We start from the raw sequence: 17,314 nt of genomic DNA on the forward strand, positions 1-17,314 counted from the left end.
TGACGCGAAGTGCGGCGAAGCTGGGCTCGGGTCAGTGTGCCGTTGACCCGTACGGCCGTCAGTCGCACAATCGGGGAAGGGCCGCGCCGATATGGTGTCCGCCCCCGGCTCGAAAAGGAGACGGTGCATGAGCACGTCGCGCAGTGCAGGAGCCTTGGCCGCCCTTGTCGTCGCCGTCACCGTGACGGTCGCCCAACCGGCCTACGCCGCTACCACCATCACCAGGGCAGACCTTCAGGGGACCTCGCTCCGCATTGAGGGCTCGGGGTCGCTGCCCAATGCGCCGCTGACGGTGAACGGTGGAGTGCTCACCGGGCGGGCGGACTCCAAGGGCGCGTTCCGGATCGAGAGTTCGTCGTTCGCGAAGCCGGCCGACTGTGTTGTGACCGTCACCGACGGGTCGACGTCGGCGCGAAGGGCGCTGTCCGGCTGCACGACCCAGGCGTCCCCACCCCCGCCTCCTCCGTCATCCGCTCCGACGTTGTCAGCCCTGACGGTTAGCCCGACGGACGTCGTCGGCCCGAACCCGGCCACCGGGACGGTCACGCTCTCCGCCGCCGCGCCCACCGGCGGCTTCGTCGTCGACCTGACCAGTGACAACCCTGCCGCCGCAACGGTGCCCGCATCGGTCACGGTGCCGGTCGGCGCGTCACGAGCGACATTCCCGGTGACGACCCAGCAGCTGACGAATGCGCAGTCGGCCGTCATCATCGGCACGGTTGGCGGCGTCTTCAGCACCGAGCGGCACGGGATCATCACGGTTTGGGACGCGTTCCACTTCGCGAACGGCAGTGTCTCGGTGTTCCCTGGTGGCACCGGGGCCGGCCGTGTCGTCTCCCAGCCCGCCGGCGTCGACTGCTTCATCGCCGACGGCGGCGGATCCGGCGCGTGCACTGCGTTCTTCGCGGTCGGCACGGTCGTCCGCCTGACGGCCACCGCTGCGGCAGGGTCGAAGTTCGTCGGCTTCGCCCCCAAGCCCGGCTGCATCGACGCCTCGAGGATCACGGTCGCGCGGGGAACCAATCACGCCTGCCAGGTGGGCTTTCTGCCGAAGTGAATCAGGCAGCGCGAGACGGTCAATGCGCGTGGGGCGGTCCCGGTGCGGAACATGGCGGAGGCCGAGGGACGCCGGAGTCTCTGAGTGCGATAAACATGCATAGCCCTTTCGGGCCGAGCAACAGAGTCCTTCGGCTGCGACTCTCTCGTTGTCGCCCGGGGCACTTGATGCGGGCGAAAGACCGTAGGTAGCAGACCGGCCAGCTGCACTGCCTACCGGGGGCAGCGACCGCGGGTACCGTTTGGCCGTGCCCGATCCAGTGATAGGAGAGATCGCCTCCGCGATTCACGTTCGCCACATCCAAACCCCGCTCACGGTTGCGCGGATCTTCACTCGACCAAGTCTCGCTGTCGACGTTGCTGGTCACATGGCGCAGCACAAGTACGACGTGACTCCCGTCTTTCCTGATGGTGCGGACGGGCGAGCCGACAAGCACATGGGGATCCTGACGGAACGCTGCGGAAGCAGGACCTATCCGGCGCCACGGAATCCGATCCAATCAGGTCGGCGGTTCGGTCCGTCAGCGGCAGCACGCTGATCGATGGCAACGCCAGCCTTCTCAAAATGCTTGATCGTTTTCGGCAGGGCCACAGGTTCATGCTCGTAGTCGGAGGTGGAGGCTCGAGGGAATCGTGACCCCTTTCGACATGAATAAGCAGGCTGGGAGGACGCATCTGTTTATGCAGTCTCCGCTCTGGAGATGGCGCTCCCGGATCGCTTGAGAGGCGCCAACCTCGGGGAAGAGGAGATCCTCGAGCTTCTGCCGAACGATCGCGCATCCCAAGTGAGGCCGCGGTTCGCAAAGAAGGAAGCGACGGACGAGGCTTCGGATCTCGTTGCCGCCCTGGACTTTCAAGACCTGGTCCGTGTTGAGCGGTCACGGACTCCGGCTCTTTCGGAGCTGACGGACGAACAGATCGACACCATGAAGGGGTTCCGAAACAGCGGGATGCACAGCGTTCTCGAACCCGCTGGGGACCACGGTCACCGCTTGGAAGAGCTCCTGGACCAGACCACCTTGATCGCCGGGTTGCTAGGGGCCCTCGACGGGGGCGCGTAGCCAGAAGGCAGCCCTCCACGCGGCGGAGTGAAGCACCGCTGGAGCGCTGAGCTGGGCTGTCCGGTTCATCCCCGAGCCGTCTGGAAGCCCCCATTGAACACCTGAAAGCCTATTGATTACCCAGCGGATGATGGAACTAACTCGTTTTGGCTGGCAGTTTCTCACGGTGGGCGCTATTCGTGCTGGCGCATTGAAGGCGAGGCGAAGATTGATGGCGACGATTTGACTGGAAGACGCGAAATCGACATTCTTATTAGACGTAGCGACGCGACTGCCTCTGAGAGCAGTTGCCGCGAGGACCTCGACATGGAGGTCCGAACCGAGAGTCTAAACACAGGCCGTCGTCATCGTGGGCAGCGTAAGCGCCTATCCGACTCCATATTTGAGGACTCTATTTTGTCTACCCACCAGCACGACGACACCACCCGCTCGACTCGCACCTACGCGACCGAAACCCGCCCGGCCCGGAAGACCACCGAGCTGATTGCGTACGTCGCGGCCGTCCTTGCCGTTGCGATCACCGCGGTCGTTGTGAGCGACGACGGCAACAACACCGCCGACCCGTTCAGTGCCGAGCAGGCGCTGCGCTACATCACCTTCCTGACGATCGGCTACATGGTCGCTCGCGGCCTGGCCAAGTCGGGCGCGCGCGGCCACGCTCGCGACAACGACTGATCTTCCAACTGGTGGGCCCTTCTGCCGGACGGCAGAAGGGCCCACCAGTCCCGCCGATCATGCGAGAGCCTGGTGGAACCGGGCGCCCCACGTTGCTCTTCCGCTCAACCTACGTGCCCGTCACGCGGCGGAATGGGCGTCCGGTCGACCCGTGTGCTTTCGAGGAGACGAAGGGTCGAGTCACGCGGCACCGCGCAAGGTGTCACGGCGTAGCGTGCGGGCATGAGCGGCTGGAACGACAACGTCATCGCGGAGTTCCGCGCGAATGAGGGCAAAGCCGGTGCCCACTTCGCGGGCGCCCCGATGCTCCTGCTGCACACAGTCGGTGCCAAATCTGGCGAGCCGCGGGTGCGCCCGATGATGTACCAGGCTGTCGACGGCGGGTGAGCCGTCTTTGCCTCGTATGCCGGCTTGGACGTGAACCCGGCCTGGTTCCACAATCTCAGGGCCCGTCCCGGCGTCTCGGCAGAGATCGGGACCGAGACCATCGACGTCCGCGCCCGGGTGCTCTCGCCTGACGAGCGCGAGCCGATCTGGCAGGAGCAGAAGGGGCGCTACCCCGGGTTCGCTGACTACGAGAAGAAGACCGAGCGGGTCATCCCCGTCGTCCTGCTCACCCGCCGCTGAGGCACAGCCGCCAGATCAGGCCGCCACCCCGTCGAGCTCGGCCAGATCCCCGGCGGTGAGCTGGAGCCCAGCGACCGCCAGGTTGTCCTCCAGGTGCGCCACCGACGACGTGCCGGGAATGAGCAGCACGTTCTCGGCACGAGCGAGCAGCCACGCCAGCCCGACCCGAGCCGCCGGAACCCCGTGCCGGGCAGCGACCGCCTGCACGCCGGGCTGGTCGACGACCTTGGGCATCTGCGGGAAGGCGGAGCCCAGCGGGAAGTAGGGCACGTACGCGATCCCCGCGGCGGTGCATGCATCCAGCACCTCGGCGTCCGACTGGTCCATGAGGCTGAACGCGTTCTGCACGCACGCGATCTCGGTGATCGCACGAGCCGCAGCGAACTGCGTGGCCGAAACGGTCGAGATGCCGATGCCGGCGATCTTGCCCTCGTCGCGCAGCGCGACCATCTCCGCGAGCTGGTCCTCCAGCGCGACCTCGCTCGGACCGTGCTCGCCCATGAGCCGCAGGTTCACCGCGGTCAGGTGGTCGATGTCGAGCGAGCGCAGGTTCGCCTCGACGCCGGCGCGCAGCTCGGCGGGCAGCTGGGCCGAGGTCCAGCCACCCCTCTCGTCACGGAGCGCGCCGACCTTCGACACGATCGCCAGGTCGTCGGGGTACGGATGCAGCGCCGCACGGATCAGCTCGTTCGACACGTCGGGACCGTAGTACTGCGCCGTGTCGAGGTGGTTCACGCCGAGCTCGACGGCGCGACGCAGCACCCGCATCGCCTCATCGCGGTCACGCGGAGGCCCGAAGACGCCGGGCCCGGGGAGCTGCATCGCGCCGTAGCCGATGCGTCGAACGGTGCGGTCTGCCAGCTGGAAGGTGTCAGTCACTCTCTCGACGCTAGACCCCGAATCGCCTGCAAGCGCAACGACAATTTGCTCAGCGAAGCCCGGATGCGGCATACGCAGCGGACCATCTGAGCATTTGCCGACGGCCGAGTCGGCGTTGGTCGTGACGGCCCGCCCGTTGCGCACCGCGCTCTCGAACGCCTCGAGCTGGTAGGCGTAGCTGGTCCGGGTCCCCAGGTGCTCGACGACCCCGGGGTCGCCCCGCAGCCGCATGACGAGGGAGTCGTCCTCGCTCGGCACGGCGAACAGCGGCCCGACGATCTGTCCGCGCTCGCCGGTCACGGTGAGCGCCATGCCGCGCTCGGCCGAGGCTATGTCGCCGCCGCCCGACCCGGTTGCACCGCTCGGGTAGACCTCGAGGAACAGCCGCTCGTCGACCCCGGGTCGGGCCGCCCGCGACTCACCGCGGGCGCTGACGAGCCGAGGCTCACCACCGACGAAGCGGCCGAGCGACCGCAGCGCCGAGATGCTGTAGCACCCGAGATCCATGGCTCAATTACAGTTTTCGGCCTCGACGAGCGTGTTCGCGGCGAACCGTAGGCGCTTGAGCTGGGGGAGCTCCTGGTCCTCATGCTCGCACTGCGCCGGCTCCCTGACCGTCGGGAACTGAGCACTCGACGTGGGGGGGCGCGTCGGGGACTGAGCAGTCGATGGTGAGGGTGAGTCGGGAGCTGAGCACTCGACTGGGGGTGCGTCCAGTGCCCACTTTCCGACGCGGGCTGCCCGTCGGGAACTGGGCACTCGATGGGTGGAGGAGTGCGGCGTACGGGCTCGGCGTCGGGGGTGGCGGCTACGGTCGGGACATGTCAGAGAAGCTCTCGCGCCAGGCGGCCTCCGATGCGCTGCCCACGTGGCGGTTCCTGCTGCAGCGGATGCACCTGACCGTGCGCGTGCCGGACGCCGCGGCAGCGTTCGACCTCGTGGCCCGCATCGGTGCCGTGGCTGCCTCGCGCGGACGCCAGCCCGACATCGACGTGCGCGGTGACGTGGTGCACCTCGCCGTGTCGACCGGGCCGCGCGACGGGGTCACCGACGACGACATCTCGCTCGGCCGGGCGCTCGACGCCGTGGTCGCCGAGATGGGGCTCGCGTCCGAGCCGGGAAGCCTCACCGTCGTCGAGATCGCCATCGACGCCATGGACATCGACGCCGTGCGGCCCTTCTGGGACGCCGTGCTCGGTTGGGACGTCGTCGGCCGCGACGACCTGCGCGACCCACGGCACATCGGCCCTGCCCTGTGGTTCCAGCAGATGGATGAGCCTCGCCCACAACGCAACCGGATCCACCTCGACGTCACGGTCGCCCACGACGAGGCGCAGGGCCGCATCGAGCGCGCCCTCGCTGCCGGCGGCCGTCTGGTCTCCGACTCGCGCGCGCCGGCCTTCTGGATCCTCGCCGACCCCGAGGGCAACGAGGCGTGTGTCTGCACCTGGCAGGGGCGTGATCCGCCCCCGTCCGCGTGACGCGGCCGCTCAGTCAGTCAGTGCCTTCGTGACGAGCGCCGCGAAGAGCGCCGGGTTGTCCACCCAGGGAAAGTGGCCCGCTCCGCTCTGGACGACGCACCGACCGTTCGGGAAGAGCGCCGCGATGCGCTCGCCCATCTCCGGACCGGGCACGAGGTCGAGCTCGCCGACGACGACTCGCACCGGGGCCGTCAGGATGCCGAGTGCACGGATGGCCTCGTCGTTGTCGGGGAGGTCGGCCCAGAAGGCCGCCGTGCCCTCCCTGTTCCGCTGGGCGCCGTCCGACGCGGCGTGATCGCGGGCGCCCTGCGTCCAGGCGCCGTAGAGGAACGGCGACATCGCCTGCCGGGTTGCGGGCGTGGGCTCGTCGGCTTCGAGCGCGGCGCTGGCCTCGGCGAACCACGGCTCCGCCGCCCGCTGCTGCACGCGAGCCTCCCACTCGGCGTCGGAGACCTCGAGGGCCCTGGAGGGAGTGACGAGGATGAGCCGGCGGACGCGCTCCGGGTGCGCGGCGGCATACAGCAGGGTGACGAAGCCCCCGGCCGAGTGCCCGAGCAGATCGAGCGTCTCCAGCCCGAGGTGCCGGCGCAGCGCCTCGAGGTCGTCGGCGAGGCGGGGTGCCGCGTATGCCGCCGGGTCATCGGGGCGCGGAGAGGCGCCGGTGCCGCGCGGGTCCGGCACCACGAGCGACCGGCCGGACACGTCGGCGAGGCCGCCGAGCGTCCCGTGGCTGTCGTGCGTGCCGAGGTAGGCGGGGTCACGCGCCGGGCCGCCGGGCCAGACGACGAGGGGCTCGCCCTCCCCCTCGAGGCGGTAGGCGAGCTCGGTCCCGTCGTACGACGTGTAGGTCGGCATGGGCCAACCGTGCCAGAGGCGGAGGGGTGAGGGGCAGGCGGTCGGGAGGCTCGACCGCGCGGGTCGGACGCCGGCCGGGAGCACGGTTGGACTGGGCGACCCCTCTGCGTTGGGTCGTCAGGTGACTCGGTCGGGCGGTCCGAGCGGTCAGGGCGGTTGCGCGTGCCAGGCGCGCTCTGAGTCACCAGGTGAACCAGTGCAGAGTGCCCGGCCCCCCAGCCCGCGCGGCCACCGCTCCTCACCGGCTCGACGCGCTCCCGGCTGGGTCGTTGGCGGACCCCGCCGCGTCCTGGGCGGCGAGGGTGACGAGGTCTGCGACCTCGTCCGGATGCGTGAAGAGGTTGTTGTGCGAACCACCGAGGAGCGACGTGCGCACGCGCGGTGCGCTGCAGGCGGATCGGGCGAGCTCGTTGAGCCACTCGAGAGGAGCGAACGAGTCGTCAGCGCCCGCCGTCAGTGTGACCGACACTGGCAGGCCCGCGATGCGACGCTCGGCCGCGTCGCGGAGCCCCGAGTGGAGCATCGCGACGATCCCGGCGCGGCCGCGGTAGATCTCGGCCGGGTTGATCTCGTTCGGCCGGTCGTGGCGGTAGGCGAACGGCACGGTCGCGGCCAGCCGTAGCAGTCGTCGCTGTCGTGGGGCGAAGGTCGGTCCGGCCAGCACGACGGCGAGGTCGCGCCGGTGAGCGCTGAGCGCCAGACCCGCGGTCAGGGCGGCCTGGGCTCCGGTCGAGTGGCCGAGCACGACCACCGGGCGGTCGGGCGCCTCGGCCTCGACCCAGCGTGCGGCGGTCATCCCCACGGCGTTGATGTTCGGGCGCGTGGGCCACGGCCGGCTCGACCCGAATCCCGGCAGGTCGAGCACCACGCAGTCGAGGCCGCGCGCAAGGATCGCACGCGCCGTCGGAAGCGTGTAGAGGGGCAGGCCGAGCCCGGGAACAATGACCACGAGCGGGCCACTGCGAGAGGCAGTTTCGCCGACCATCAGGGAGTGCACCGTCCGGCCGCCCACGGTGGTCCACCCGTCGAGAACGTCGTGGCCGCGTTGAGGCCGGCTCACGACGGCCTGCCGGGCAGTGCGACGGGCGCAGTGCTGCTGCGCACGACGAGCTCTGGCTCGATGACGGCTCCGGTCGGTGCCGTCGGGTCGGTCGGGTCGGTCGGGTCGGTCGGGTCGGTCGGGTCGGTCGGGTCGGTCGGGTCGGTCGGGCCAGCCGGATCGGCCGGATGAGCCGGCGCGACGTCGAGCCGCGCCGTCACCGCGCGCACGGCCTCGGCCCCGAGGCGCGCTGCGTCCTGCCGCACCGTCGTCAGGGACACGTGGGGGTAGGCCGCCTGCTCGATGTCGTCGAAGCCGACCACCGAGACGTCCTCGGGCACCCGCAGACCGGCCTGCCGCACCACGTCGACGAAACCGAGCGCGCACCGGTCGTTGAAGGCCACGACGGCGGTAGGCCGGTCGGCGCCGAGGGTCAGGAAGGCCTCCGCGGCGTGCGCCCCGTCGAGCTCGGTGAGGCCGCCGGCGAGCACTGTCTCGCCGAGCGCGGGCGCAGCCCTGAGGCCGCGGCGGTAGCCCTGCCGGCGCTCGGCTGCACCAGGTGCGCGGCCACCGTCGAGCAGCGCGATGTGCTGGTGCCCGAGACCGCGCAGGTGCTCCACCGCGAGCTTCAGCCCGAGCGAGTCGTCGGTGCGCACGATGTCCACCGGGGCTTCGCGGACCGGCCGAAGGAGGCTGACGACGGGCAGTCGCGTGCCGAGTCGTCTCAGGTCAGGGGAGGTGAGACCGCTGCCGACGAGGATGAGTCCCTCGCAGCGTTCCGCGAGCAGCGTGTCGACCGCCGCGTGGTCGTCACGGTCGGGCGTGACGCCGCTGAGCACGACCTCGTAGCCCGCGGCACCGGCCACTGAGTACAGGCTGCCCAGCAGCTCGCCGTGGAACGCGTGCCCGACGGCGAAGGTCACGCCGAGCATCCGGGTGCGGCCTCGACCGAGCCGGCTCGCGCGGGTGTCGGGCCGGTAGTCGAGCTCGCGTGCCGCCTCGAGCACCCGCGCCCGGGTCTCGTCGGAGGCGCCGGCGACGCCGCGGAAGACGATCGACACGAGCGCCCGCGAGACGCCAGCCCGTGCAGCGACCTCCTCCATGGTCACGCGGGTCCGGTTCATGCGTCCAGAGTCTAGAGCGCTCCAGAGAATCTGCGCCGGACCTCTTGACGACTGGGGCGACGAGGCTCTTCACTTGACTACTAGAGCGCTCTAGTCTCGCGAACCGAAGGAGCTTCCATGACTGCGCAGGACCCCGTCCGCATCGGACTCATCGGCTGCGGCCGCATCGGCACCCACCACGCCACGACCCTCTCCCGTCGCCTCGCGGAGGCCGAGCTCGTTGCCGTCGCCGACCCGTTCGAGGCCAACGCCCGTCGGCTCGGTGAGGACCTCGGCGTCGAGTGGCTCACCGATCCCCAGGCCCTCATCGACGACGAGCGCATCGAGGCCGTCGCCATCACCTGTGCGAGCACGGCGCACGCCGACCTCGTCGTCGCCGCCGCGCGGGCGGGCAAGGCCGTCTTCGTCGAGAAGCCGATGGCGATGAACCTCGCCGACGCCGACCGGGCGATCGCTGCCGCGGAGGCCGCCGGCATACCTCTGCAGGTGGGCTTCAACCGTCGCTTCGCCCGCGACTTCGCGGTGGCCCACGACGCCGTCGCGACCGGTCGCATCGGCACGCCGCAGCTGCTCCGCTCGCTGACCCGTGACCCCGGTCTCGCCAACCCCGGCGCAGTGCCGCCGTGGACGATCTTCACGCAGACCCTCATCCACGACTTCGACGCGCTCAACTGGTTCAACGCGGGCGCGCGAGCCGTCGAGGTGAGCGTCATGGCCGACGCGCTCGTCGCGCCCGACTTCAAGGACGGCGGCCTGCTCGACACCGCAGTCGTGACGATCCGCTACGACAACGGCGCGATCGCCGTCGCCGAGGCGAGTTTCTCCGCGGCCTACGGCTACGACGTGCGCGGCGAGGTCTTCGGCTCGGCCGGCATGGTCCAGGCCGGGAACCCCGCACACCTGAGCACGACGCTCTGGACGGGCGACGGCGTCGCCGCCCCCACCGCGCGCCAGGACACCGACCTCATGGACGACGCGTATGCCGCCGAGCTCGCCGCGTTCTGCCGCGCCGTCCGCGCGGGCGGGCCCACGCTCGTCGGTGGTGACGACGCCCGCGCCGCGCTGCGGATCGCGCTGGCCTGCATCGAGGCGTGCGAGACCGGTTCGACCGTTGCCGTGCGCGACGCCGACCGCGAGGTGGTCGCATGAGCACCGCAGCCGGGGCCGCGACGGGCACCCCGTTCACGCTCGCCGTCAGCTCGGAGATGGTTTTCGTCGACCTGCCCGTCATCGAGCGGGTGCGCCGCATCCACGAGCTCGGCTTCGCCGTCGAGATCTGGGACTGGACGAAGCGCGACATCGACGCGCTCGCGGCCCTGCGTGACGAAGGCGTCGTCTACTCGTCGATGACCGGCTACGTGCGCGGCCGCCTCGCCGACCGTGATGGCGCCGACGAGCTGCTGGCGACCGCCGCCGAGTCGGTCCCGGTGGCCAAGCGGCTCGGCATCCCCCGCCTCAACCTGCACGGGACGGGACTCGACGGCCAGGGCCTCCCGGTCCAGCCGGCATACGAGGTCACCGGCCAGATGTGGCTGACCGCCCGCGACACGCTCGCCCGTCTCGCCGAGCTGGGGAAGCGCAACGGCGTCCAGTTCGTCCTCGAGAACCTCAACACCGAGGTCGACCACCCCGGAGTGCCGTTCGCCCGCGCGGCCGACTGTCTCGCCCTCGTCGAGTCGGTTGACAGCCCGCACCTGCGGATGATGCTCGACCTCTACCACGCCCAGATCGGCGAGGGGAACCTCATCGAGCTCTGCCGACGAGCCCTGCCGTGGATCGGCGAGATCCAGGTCGCCGATGTGCCCGGCCGCTGTGAGCCCGGCACCGGCGAGATCGCCTACCCGGCCGTGGCCCGTGCCCTCGCCGAGATGGGCTACCGCGGGACGGTCGGCCTCGAGGCCTGGGCGTCTGGCGACCCGGAGCTGGCCCTCAAGCGCTTCCGCGACGCCTTCACCCTGTAGCCGCCTTCCGGACCCGCGTTCGATGTATTCGGCGATCACCCGTGATCGCCGAATACATCGAACGGGCGGGAAGCGGGGAGGGGGGCGGGGAGGCAGTGAGGGGTCAGTGGGAGCGGCGGGCCTCGGTCTGGGCCTCGAGGCGGCGGTGGAGCTCGTCCGCGCTCGTCCCGTTCGCGAGAGCTGCGAGCACCACGTCGGCCTGGCTGGGCGGTGCCAGCCCACCGATCGGCTGGTCGTGGTCGAGGTTGGTCGGGAACGCGTACCCCTCGGCGCTCGCCGCGACGGCGTTGGCGACGCCGTTGTCCGCCAGGCCGGCCGCCCGCGCCGCGACGAGCGCCGGGAAGACCGCCTCGACGACGCGCTGCCGGTCGACCGTCTCCATGGCCCGCCCGAACGCCGACGAGATCTGCAGCAGGTTGGCCATGCGGCGGATGTCGGTCGAGTGGTTCGTGCCAGCGGCGTGGAACAGAGCCGGGTTGAAGAAGACGGCGTCGCCCTTCGCGAGCGGCAGTTGCACGTGGTTCTCGACGAAGTACGCCTGGAACTCGGGCCGCTGGTAGGCGACGTAGCCGTGCGCGTACTTCTGGCTGTGCGGCAGGTAGAGCGTGGGCCCAGACTCGACGGGCATGTCGCAGTGGGCGACCGCGCCCTGCAGCGTCAGCACCTGCGACAGGGCGTGCACGTGCGACGGGTAGCGCGCACAGACCTCGTCGCTCTGGAAGCCGAGGTGGTAGTCGCGGTGCACCGTCTGGCCGGCGCCGCCGGGGTTGACCACGTTGACCTGCGAGGTGACCTGGTAGCCGGGGCCGAGCCACGCGGTCGCAGCGAGCGCGACGACGTCGTTGGCGTAGTAGTCGACGAAGGCCTCGGGGTCCGTGACGGCGAGCTTCTCGAGAGCGTTCCAGACGCGGTCGTTCGCGCCGGGCTTGCCGAAGTGGTCACCGGACTGCGTTCCCGCAGAGCGCTGCTCGGCGATCATGGCGTCGAACGCGGCCGTGACGCGGTCGACGGTGTCGTGAGCGAACGCGTGCTCGAAGACGACGATGCCGGGCCCGTCCGAGAGCGCCAGCGCCAGCTCCGCGAGCAGCTCGCGCCGCGCTGACGGGTCATTGCGTATGCCGTCCAGCAGGGTCGCGTCATAGACGACGACGTCGCGCTCGAGCCGGGTCGCGTGCGGGTACGCGCCGGGTCGGGTGCGGTCGGCGAGGACCTCGAGCAGGTCCGCGAGCCGGCAGTCCTCGGGGAGCAGCCAGTGCGGGCTGCGGTGAGCGGTGGGGGTGGTCACGACGTCCTCCTCGACGGGTGGTCCGGTGCTGGGCCTGCTCCCAGCATGGGCGACGCGCGGTCTTCCGCAGCGAAAGAAACCCATCAGAAACCCATCAGTCCACGTAGCGTGGGCGCCGACGACGTCGAGGTCGTCACTCCGCACAACCTGCCCGCGCGCCTGCTCCCCGGCTGAAGCCCGCTCGGCGAGGTGCGGCGTGACTCCCGGGCGTCAGCGGACGACGAGGGCGACGGCGGACGCCACGGTGGCGGCCAGCACCGCCTGGTCGAAGCGGCTCTGGCTCAACCGCCTCGCCGTGTGCAGCCCCACCCAGGTGCCGACGAGCACGAACGGCGCGAGCAGGGCGGTGCGCTTGATGGTGTCGGCATCGAACAGTCCGAGCCCGGCGCTGAAGGGGACCTTGCACAGGTTGACGCCGAAGAAGAAGAGCGCGCTCGTGCCGAGGAACCGACGCTTCTCGACGCCCTGCGCGACGAGGTAGAGCGTCATGACGGCACCGGCGGCATTCGCGGTCATCGTCGCGAAACCGGCCGCCGCGCCGGTGCCGATCGCCGCGGCCCGGGAGGCGCCGACCCGCGACGTGTCGGTCGAGCGCCACGCGAGCACGAGCTGGAGGGCGGCGAGCACGAGCAGCAGCAGGCCGATGGTGCGGCGCAGCGTCGTGTCGTCGACCCAGGCGAGGAACACGGCTCCGAGCGCGAGCCCGGGCAGCACCGCGGGCACGAGCTGGCGGATCAGCCGCCAGTCGGCGTCGCGACGGTAGTGCCACACGGCGACGACGTCGCCGACCAGCAGCAGCAGCAGGATCGCGGCGGTGGACTCCCGCGTCGGCAGCACGAGGGCGAAGATCGCGACGGCGACGCTGCCCACGCCACCGATGGCGGTCTTGGCGAACCCGACGAGCAGTGCGGCCACTCCGAGCAGCATCAGCGCCGTCACCGTCATGGGACCGGAGCGTATGCCGCCCTGCCGCCATCGCGGTGTCGCATCCGAGAGCTGTGCAGCGCTTCCGTTGCGGGCCGGCCGAGTCATCGCAACACCCGCCCGCTCGGAGTGTCCGTTTTCCTGTGGTTTGCGTCAGGCCTCGCCCTGAGGGCAGCGGTCGTGACCGTCCGACAGGTGACAAGGGGTGTGCCGTGCGTGGATTGCAGCTGCGGCTCGTGGTGGTGGCGCTGTGCGTCGTACCCGTCGGCGCCGCGCAGCGGACTTCGAGTCGTCGAGGGAGCGGCGGGTCACGGGCGGTGACCGTCCACCCGGCCGGCCCGTGTGGAGGCCTCGCTGGAGCCGGGCCGACCGGCATACGGCCCAGGGCTTTCCACGACGCGCCGACCGGGTAAGGCTGTGCCATGGCCACCGAACCCGACCACACGTTCGACGTCATCGTCATCGGTCTCGGACCGGGTGGTGAGCACGTTGCCGGCACACTGGCCGAACGCGGGCAGCGCGTGCTCGGCATCGACAACCGCCTCGTCGGTGGCGAGTGCCCCTACTGGGGCTGCATCCCGTCGAAGATGATGATCCGGGCTGCCGACGCGCTCGCCGAGGCCCGCCGCGTCGACGGCCTCGCCGGCACCGTCGGCGAGGTGACCCCGGACTGGTCGGTCGTCGCCACACGCATCCGCGACGAGGCCACCGACGACTGGGACGACAAGGTCGCCGTCGAGCGCCTCACGGGCAAGGGCGCGACGTTCGTCCGCGGCACCGGCACCATCGCCGGCCCCGGTCGGGTCGACGTGGACGGTACGACCTACACGGCGACCCAGGGCATCGTCGTCAACACGGGCACCCGGGCCGCGATCCCGCCCATCGAGGGACTCGCCGACACCCCCTACTGGACCAACCACGAGATCATCGAGGCCAAGGAGCTGCCCCGCTCGCTCGTCATCCTCGGCGGCGGCGCCATCGGCTGCGAGCTCGGCCAGGCCGTCGCCCGCTTCGGCGTGCAGGTCACCATCGTCGAGGCCGGAGAGCGCATCGTCGCGCACGAGGAGCCCGAGGCTTCCGACGTGCTGCGCAGCGCGCTCGAGGCCGACGGGGTGACGGTTCGCGAAGGCGTCGGTGCCGACAAGGTCACGCACGACGGGTCGACGTTCACCGTGACCCTCACCGACGGGTCGACCCTGTCGTCGGAGCAGCTGCTGGTCGCCGCCGGCCGTCAGGCCGACCCCACGGCTGTCGGGCTCGACCGGGTCGGCGTCACGAAGGACTCGCGCACCGCCCCCGTCGACGACCGCTGTCGCGTCAGCGACGGCGTGTGGGCGGTCGGCGACATCACCGGCAAGGGCGCGTTCACGCACGTCTCGATGTACCAGGCGGGAGTCGTCATCCGCGACGTCCTCGGCGACGACGGTCCGCCTGCCGAGTATGCCGCCCTCCCGCGCGTCACCTTCACCGATCCCGAGGTCGGTGCCGTCGGGCTGACGGAGGCGGAGGCGCGCGACCAGCTCTCGAACGTGCAGGTCGGACTCACGCCGCTCGGTGAGACGACCCGCGGCTGGATCGCCAAGGCGGACGGGCTGATCAAGGTCGTCGCCGACGCCGACCGTGGCGTGCTCGTCGGTGCCACGGTGGTGGGACCGGCCGGGGGCGAGGTGCTCGGCGCGTTGGCTGTCGCCGTGCACGGGCAGGTGCCGATCGACCGTCTCCGCTCGATGATCTACGCCTACCCGACGCTGCACCGCGGCATCGAGGACGCCCTCGGCCGGCTGGCCTGACGGCGCACCCGTGGTGACCTCCGGGTGACGTCCCGGTGCCGACAGGCGACGCGCAGGTGACGAGCGGCCCCGGGCCGCAGGAGCGCCATGAACCGGACGATACGGTGAGCGCATGGCCCAGCGACTGCTCGCCCTCGACCTCGACGGCACCACCCTCAACCACATGGGCGAGCTGTCCGACCGCGTGCGCGACGCCGTGCGCGCGCTGCCCGACGACGTCGCCGTCGTCGTCGCGACGGGCCGCTCGATCATCGCCACGACCCCGATCCTCGAGGCGCTCGGACTGCGTCAGGGATATGCGGTCTGCTCGAACGGCGCGCTGACGCTGCAGGTCGATCCCGATGCGCCGGAGGGCTACTCGATCATCGACATGGTCACCTTCGACCCGCGCGCGGTCCTCGAGAAGATGCGCGTGGCCCTGCCCGACGCGCTCATCGCCGTCGAGGAGCCCGGCATCGGCTTCAAGGTGAGCAAGCACTTCCCCGACGGCGAGCTGATGGGTGAGTCGCGTGAGGTCGACTGGGACGAGCTCATCGCCCACCCCGTCACCCGCGTCACGCTGCGCCAGCCCGAGGCGACCGCCGAGGAGTTCATGGAGCTCGTCGAACGCGCCGGCCTGCACGGGGTCTCCTACGCCGTCGGCTGGTCCGCGTGGCTCGACATCAACCCCGAGGGGGTCTCCAAGGCCAGCGCCCTCGAGCTCGTGCGCCGGCAGCTGCAGATCGAGCCGATCCACACCGTGGCCTGCGGCGACCAGCGCAACGACCTCGAGATGCTCCACTGGGCGGCCTGGGGCGTCGCCATGGGCAACGCCCCCGACCAGGTCAAGGCCATCGCCGACGAGGTCGCGGGCCACGTCGACGACGACGGGCTCGCCCCGATCCTCGAGGCGGTCGCCCAGGCTGCGCGCGACGGTGTGCCGTTCCGCGACGGGGTGCAGTCGGCGGCCACGGCCCGGCTCGAGCTCTAGCCAGGACAGGGGCGTACGCGTGCCGATCGTCTTCGTGCACGGCGTGGCGGTGCGCGACGTCGACGAGCAGCGGCCCGAGCTCGCCCGTGCCACAAGGGCATTCGGCGAGGTGGCGTGGCCCACGATCCAGGCCCACCTGCGCGAGCACGTCGCGCCCGCGATCTCGGACGACCCGGCCGGCGTGCCCATCATGCGCGTCTACTGGGGCGATCTCGGTGCCCAGTTCGCGTTCGGCGGCCGGTCGCTCGACTCCCGTCCGCAAGACCTCCCGGAGGCCGCCGTCGAAGCGGTCGAGAACGCCGTCGAGGGAGCGGTCGAGGGAGCGCTCCCGTCGGCCACCGGCGCTGCGGAGCCCGACGTCGACACTCAGCCACGCGGCATACGTCGGCTCAGAGACATGGCCACGTCGTTGCGGCGCCCTGTCGAGGACTTCGTGCCGGTCTTCCTCGGCGACGTCATGACGTACGTCGCGACGCGAGGCACCGCGCAGGCGCCCGGCCCCATCGTCGCGCGGGTGCTGGCCGGGCTCGACGCTGCCGCCTTCGCCGCCGAGAGCCGCGGCGAGCCGCTGGTCGTGCTCACGCACAGCATGGGTGGCCAGGTCGTCTACGACATCGTCACCCACTTCCTGCCCCGCCTGCCCGAGCACCGTGGCGTGCGCATCGACTTCTGGTGCGCGGCGGCCTCGCAGGTCGGCTACTTCGAGGAGCTCGGCCTCTTCCTCGAGAGCGAGCCCGACCGCGGTCCCGGCCCGACGGCCTATCCGCCCTCGGAGCACCTCGGCGGCTGGTGGAACGTCTGGGACCACGCCGACCTGCTCAGCTTCCGCGCCGAGGGCATCATCGACGGTGTCGACGACTCGGCGTTCTTCGCAGCGGGCACCCTGGCGACCGACCACTACCGCTACCTGCGCAACGTCGACTTCTATCGCACGCTCGCGGGCAAGGTCCGTGCCAGCATCGGGCAGACGGGCCCGCGCTGACCCGGTCCCGGCAGGAAGTCTCGGGGCCGTGTCGAAGGGCGTCGGCGCCGTTCGACGTAGGGGTGAGGCGGGACAGGCCCGCACCGACAGAGGAGACCACCGTGCGCTTCATGATCATCGTCCCCGCCAACGGCGAGACCGAGGAGGGACTGAGCGGCAGCGAGCAGCAGTTCGCCGACATGCAGGCCTACAACGAGGAGATGCTCAAGGCCGGCGTCTTCGTCGACGGCCAGGGGCTGCAGCCGTCCGCGAAGGGCGCCCGCGTCACCTACGAGGACGGCGACTGGGTCGTCACGGACGGCCCGTTCGCGGAGGCGAAGGAGCTCATCGCCGGTTTCACGATCATCGACGTCAGCTCACGCGAGGAGGCCCTCGAGTGGCTCAAGAAGTGGCCGGTGTCGTGCGTGCCCGATGCAGGCAAGGCGCTCGAGCTGCGCCAGATCTACGCGCCTGAGGACTTCGCCGACGTGCTCACGCCGGAGATGATCGAGCGCGAGGAGCAGATGCGCGCCGAGGCGACCCGCAACGCCGCCGCAGGCTGAACGCGTCGACCGCCGCCCCGCCCTCTCGAGCGTGCGAGAGTGGCGGGGTGTCAACCGAGGCCA

16 protein-coding genes and 1 pseudogene are annotated in these 17,314 nt (G+C 70.9%); 11 read left to right on the top strand and 6 right to left on the bottom strand.

Annotation, left to right across the window (positions count from 1 at the left end; genetic code table 11):
* Window positions 1-127: 127 nt before the first annotated feature.
* The 4 genes and pseudogenes from AC1DE0_RS08950 (at window position 128) to AC1DE0_RS08965 (ending at window position 3,419) form a co-directional block, all read left to right on the top strand.
* On the top strand, window positions 128-1,057 hold the full coding sequence (locus AC1DE0_RS08950) for a hypothetical protein (protein WP_478099445.1): 930 nt from the start codon (window positions 128-130) through the stop codon (window positions 1,055-1,057).
* A 700-nt stretch (window positions 1,058-1,757) separates the two neighbouring features.
* A complete protein-coding gene (locus AC1DE0_RS08955) occupies window positions 1,758-2,117 on the top strand; it encodes a hypothetical protein (protein ID WP_478099448.1) in 360 nt (119 codons plus the stop codon).
* Window positions 2,118-2,513: 396 nt separating this feature from the next.
* Window positions 2,514-2,792 (top strand): hypothetical protein, encoded by a 279-nt coding sequence (locus AC1DE0_RS08960; RefSeq protein WP_478099450.1) that lies wholly within the window; start codon window positions 2,514-2,516, stop codon window positions 2,790-2,792.
* A 222-nt stretch (window positions 2,793-3,014) separates the two neighbouring features.
* A pseudogene (locus AC1DE0_RS08965) lies at window positions 3,015-3,419 on the top strand (nitroreductase/quinone reductase family protein).
* A 15-nt stretch (window positions 3,420-3,434) separates the two neighbouring features.
* Here the strand turns inward: AC1DE0_RS08965 and AC1DE0_RS08970 are convergent.
* On the bottom strand, window positions 3,435-4,805 hold the full coding sequence (locus AC1DE0_RS08970; protein ID WP_478099452.1) for an oxidoreductase: 1,371 nt from the start codon (window positions 4,803-4,805) through the stop codon (window positions 3,435-3,437).
* A 314-nt stretch (window positions 4,806-5,119) separates the two neighbouring features.
* On the opposite strand from AC1DE0_RS08970, the gene AC1DE0_RS08975 reads away from it, so the two are divergent.
* Window positions 5,120-5,779 carry a VOC family protein gene (locus tag AC1DE0_RS08975; RefSeq protein ID WP_478099455.1) on the top strand — a complete coding sequence of 220 codons (660 nt, stop codon included), beginning with the start codon at window positions 5,120-5,122 and terminating at the stop codon, window positions 5,777-5,779.
* Window positions 5,780-5,788: 9 nt separating this feature from the next.
* Here the strand turns inward: AC1DE0_RS08975 and AC1DE0_RS08980 are convergent, their stop codons facing one another.
* From AC1DE0_RS08980 to AC1DE0_RS08990, 3 genes are all read right to left on the bottom strand, one after another.
* On the bottom strand, window positions 5,789-6,634 hold the full coding sequence (locus tag AC1DE0_RS08980; protein WP_478099457.1) for an alpha/beta fold hydrolase: 846 nt from the start codon (window positions 6,632-6,634) through the stop codon (window positions 5,789-5,791).
* Between the two features lie 238 nt (window positions 6,635-6,872).
* The gene (locus tag AC1DE0_RS08985) at window positions 6,873-7,583 is read right to left on the bottom strand and encodes an alpha/beta fold hydrolase (protein WP_478099459.1); all 711 of its coding nucleotides are present in this window, start codon (window positions 7,581-7,583) and stop codon (window positions 6,873-6,875) included.
* A 107-nt stretch (window positions 7,584-7,690) separates the two neighbouring features.
* Window positions 7,691-8,797 carry a LacI family DNA-binding transcriptional regulator gene (locus AC1DE0_RS08990; protein ID WP_478099461.1) on the bottom strand — a complete coding sequence of 369 codons (1,107 nt, stop codon included), beginning with the start codon at window positions 8,795-8,797 and terminating at the stop codon, window positions 7,691-7,693.
* A gap of 117 nt (window positions 8,798-8,914) precedes the next feature.
* On the opposite strand from AC1DE0_RS08990, the gene AC1DE0_RS08995 reads away from it, so the two are divergent.
* Window positions 8,915-9,946, top strand: coding sequence for a Gfo/Idh/MocA family oxidoreductase (locus AC1DE0_RS08995; RefSeq protein WP_478099464.1), 1,032 nt, complete (start codon window positions 8,915-8,917; stop codon window positions 9,944-9,946).
* Window positions 9,943-10,758, top strand: a complete 816-nt coding sequence (locus AC1DE0_RS09000) for a TIM barrel protein (protein WP_478099466.1) — start codon at window positions 9,943-9,945, stop codon at window positions 10,756-10,758. The genes AC1DE0_RS08995 and AC1DE0_RS09000 overlap by 4 nt, the downstream gene beginning before the upstream one ends.
* A 103-nt stretch (window positions 10,759-10,861) precedes the next feature.
* Here AC1DE0_RS09000 and AC1DE0_RS09005 read toward each other — a convergent pair whose 3' ends face one another.
* Both AC1DE0_RS09005 and AC1DE0_RS09010 read right to left on the bottom strand, forming a co-directional pair.
* Window positions 10,862-12,043: a phytanoyl-CoA dioxygenase family protein gene (locus tag AC1DE0_RS09005; RefSeq protein ID WP_478099468.1), complete on the bottom strand. Its 1,182-nt coding sequence runs from the start codon at window positions 12,041-12,043 to the stop codon at window positions 10,862-10,864.
* Between the two features lie 210 nt (window positions 12,044-12,253).
* Window positions 12,254-12,988 (bottom strand): sulfite exporter TauE/SafE family protein, encoded by a 735-nt coding sequence (locus AC1DE0_RS09010; RefSeq protein WP_478099469.1) that lies wholly within the window; start codon window positions 12,986-12,988, stop codon window positions 12,254-12,256.
* 401 nt (window positions 12,989-13,389) lie between these two features.
* Here AC1DE0_RS09010 and AC1DE0_RS09015 point away from each other — a divergent pair, with 401 nt between their 5' ends.
* From AC1DE0_RS09015 to AC1DE0_RS09030, 4 genes are all read left to right on the top strand, one after another.
* Window positions 13,390-14,757: a dihydrolipoyl dehydrogenase family protein gene (locus AC1DE0_RS09015; RefSeq protein WP_478099471.1), complete on the top strand. Its 1,368-nt coding sequence runs from the start codon at window positions 13,390-13,392 to the stop codon at window positions 14,755-14,757.
* Window positions 14,758-14,869: 112 nt separating this feature from the next.
* Complete coding sequence (locus tag AC1DE0_RS09020; RefSeq protein ID WP_478099473.1) at window positions 14,870-15,727, top strand: HAD family hydrolase; 858 nt, start codon at window positions 14,870-14,872, stop codon at window positions 15,725-15,727.
* A 19-nt stretch (window positions 15,728-15,746) separates the two neighbouring features.
* The gene (locus tag AC1DE0_RS09025; protein ID WP_478099478.1) at window positions 15,747-16,709 is read left to right on the top strand and encodes a hypothetical protein; all 963 of its coding nucleotides are present in this window, start codon (window positions 15,747-15,749) and stop codon (window positions 16,707-16,709) included.
* Window positions 16,710-16,819: 110 nt separating this feature from the next.
* Window positions 16,820-17,251, top strand: a complete 432-nt coding sequence (locus AC1DE0_RS09030; RefSeq protein ID WP_478099572.1) for a YciI family protein — start codon at window positions 16,820-16,822, stop codon at window positions 17,249-17,251.
* The last annotated feature ends 63 nt before the right edge of the window (window positions 17,252-17,314 follow it).

It is taken from the genome of Terrabacter sp. 05T424, from assembly GCF_056396225.1.

Excerpts from the sequence above, each read along its gene's own strand:
- AC1DE0_RS09010 (WP_478099469.1), bottom strand. The coding sequence starts at position 12,988 with ATGACGGTGACGGCGCTGATGCTGCTCGGAGTGGCCGCACTGCTCGTC.
- AC1DE0_RS09015 (WP_478099471.1), top strand. The coding sequence starts at position 13,390 with ATGGCCACCGAACCCGACCACACGTTCGACGTCATCGTCATCGGTCTC.
- AC1DE0_RS08975 (WP_478099455.1), top strand. The coding sequence starts at position 5,120 with ATGTCAGAGAAGCTCTCGCGCCAGGCGGCCTCCGATGCGCTGCCCACG.
- AC1DE0_RS08990 (WP_478099461.1), bottom strand. The coding sequence starts at position 8,797 with ATGAACCGGACCCGCGTGACCATGGAGGAGGTCGCTGCACGGGCTGGC.
- AC1DE0_RS09030 (WP_478099572.1), top strand. The coding sequence starts at position 16,820 with ATGATCATCGTCCCCGCCAACGGCGAGACCGAGGAGGGACTGAGCGGC.
- AC1DE0_RS09020 (WP_478099473.1), top strand. The coding sequence starts at position 14,870 with ATGGCCCAGCGACTGCTCGCCCTCGACCTCGACGGCACCACCCTCAAC.
- AC1DE0_RS09000 (WP_478099466.1), top strand. The coding sequence starts at position 9,943 with ATGAGCACCGCAGCCGGGGCCGCGACGGGCACCCCGTTCACGCTCGCC.
- AC1DE0_RS08995 (WP_478099464.1), top strand. The coding sequence starts at position 8,915 with ATGACTGCGCAGGACCCCGTCCGCATCGGACTCATCGGCTGCGGCCGC.
- AC1DE0_RS08955 (WP_478099448.1), top strand. The coding sequence starts at position 1,758 with ATGGCGCTCCCGGATCGCTTGAGAGGCGCCAACCTCGGGGAAGAGGAG.
- AC1DE0_RS08950 (WP_478099445.1), top strand. The coding sequence starts at position 128 with ATGAGCACGTCGCGCAGTGCAGGAGCCTTGGCCGCCCTTGTCGTCGCC.
- AC1DE0_RS08980 (WP_478099457.1), bottom strand. The coding sequence starts at position 6,634 with ATGCCGACCTACACGTCGTACGACGGGACCGAGCTCGCCTACCGCCTC.
- AC1DE0_RS08970 (WP_478099452.1), bottom strand. The coding sequence starts at position 4,805 with ATGGATCTCGGGTGCTACAGCATCTCGGCGCTGCGGTCGCTCGGCCGC.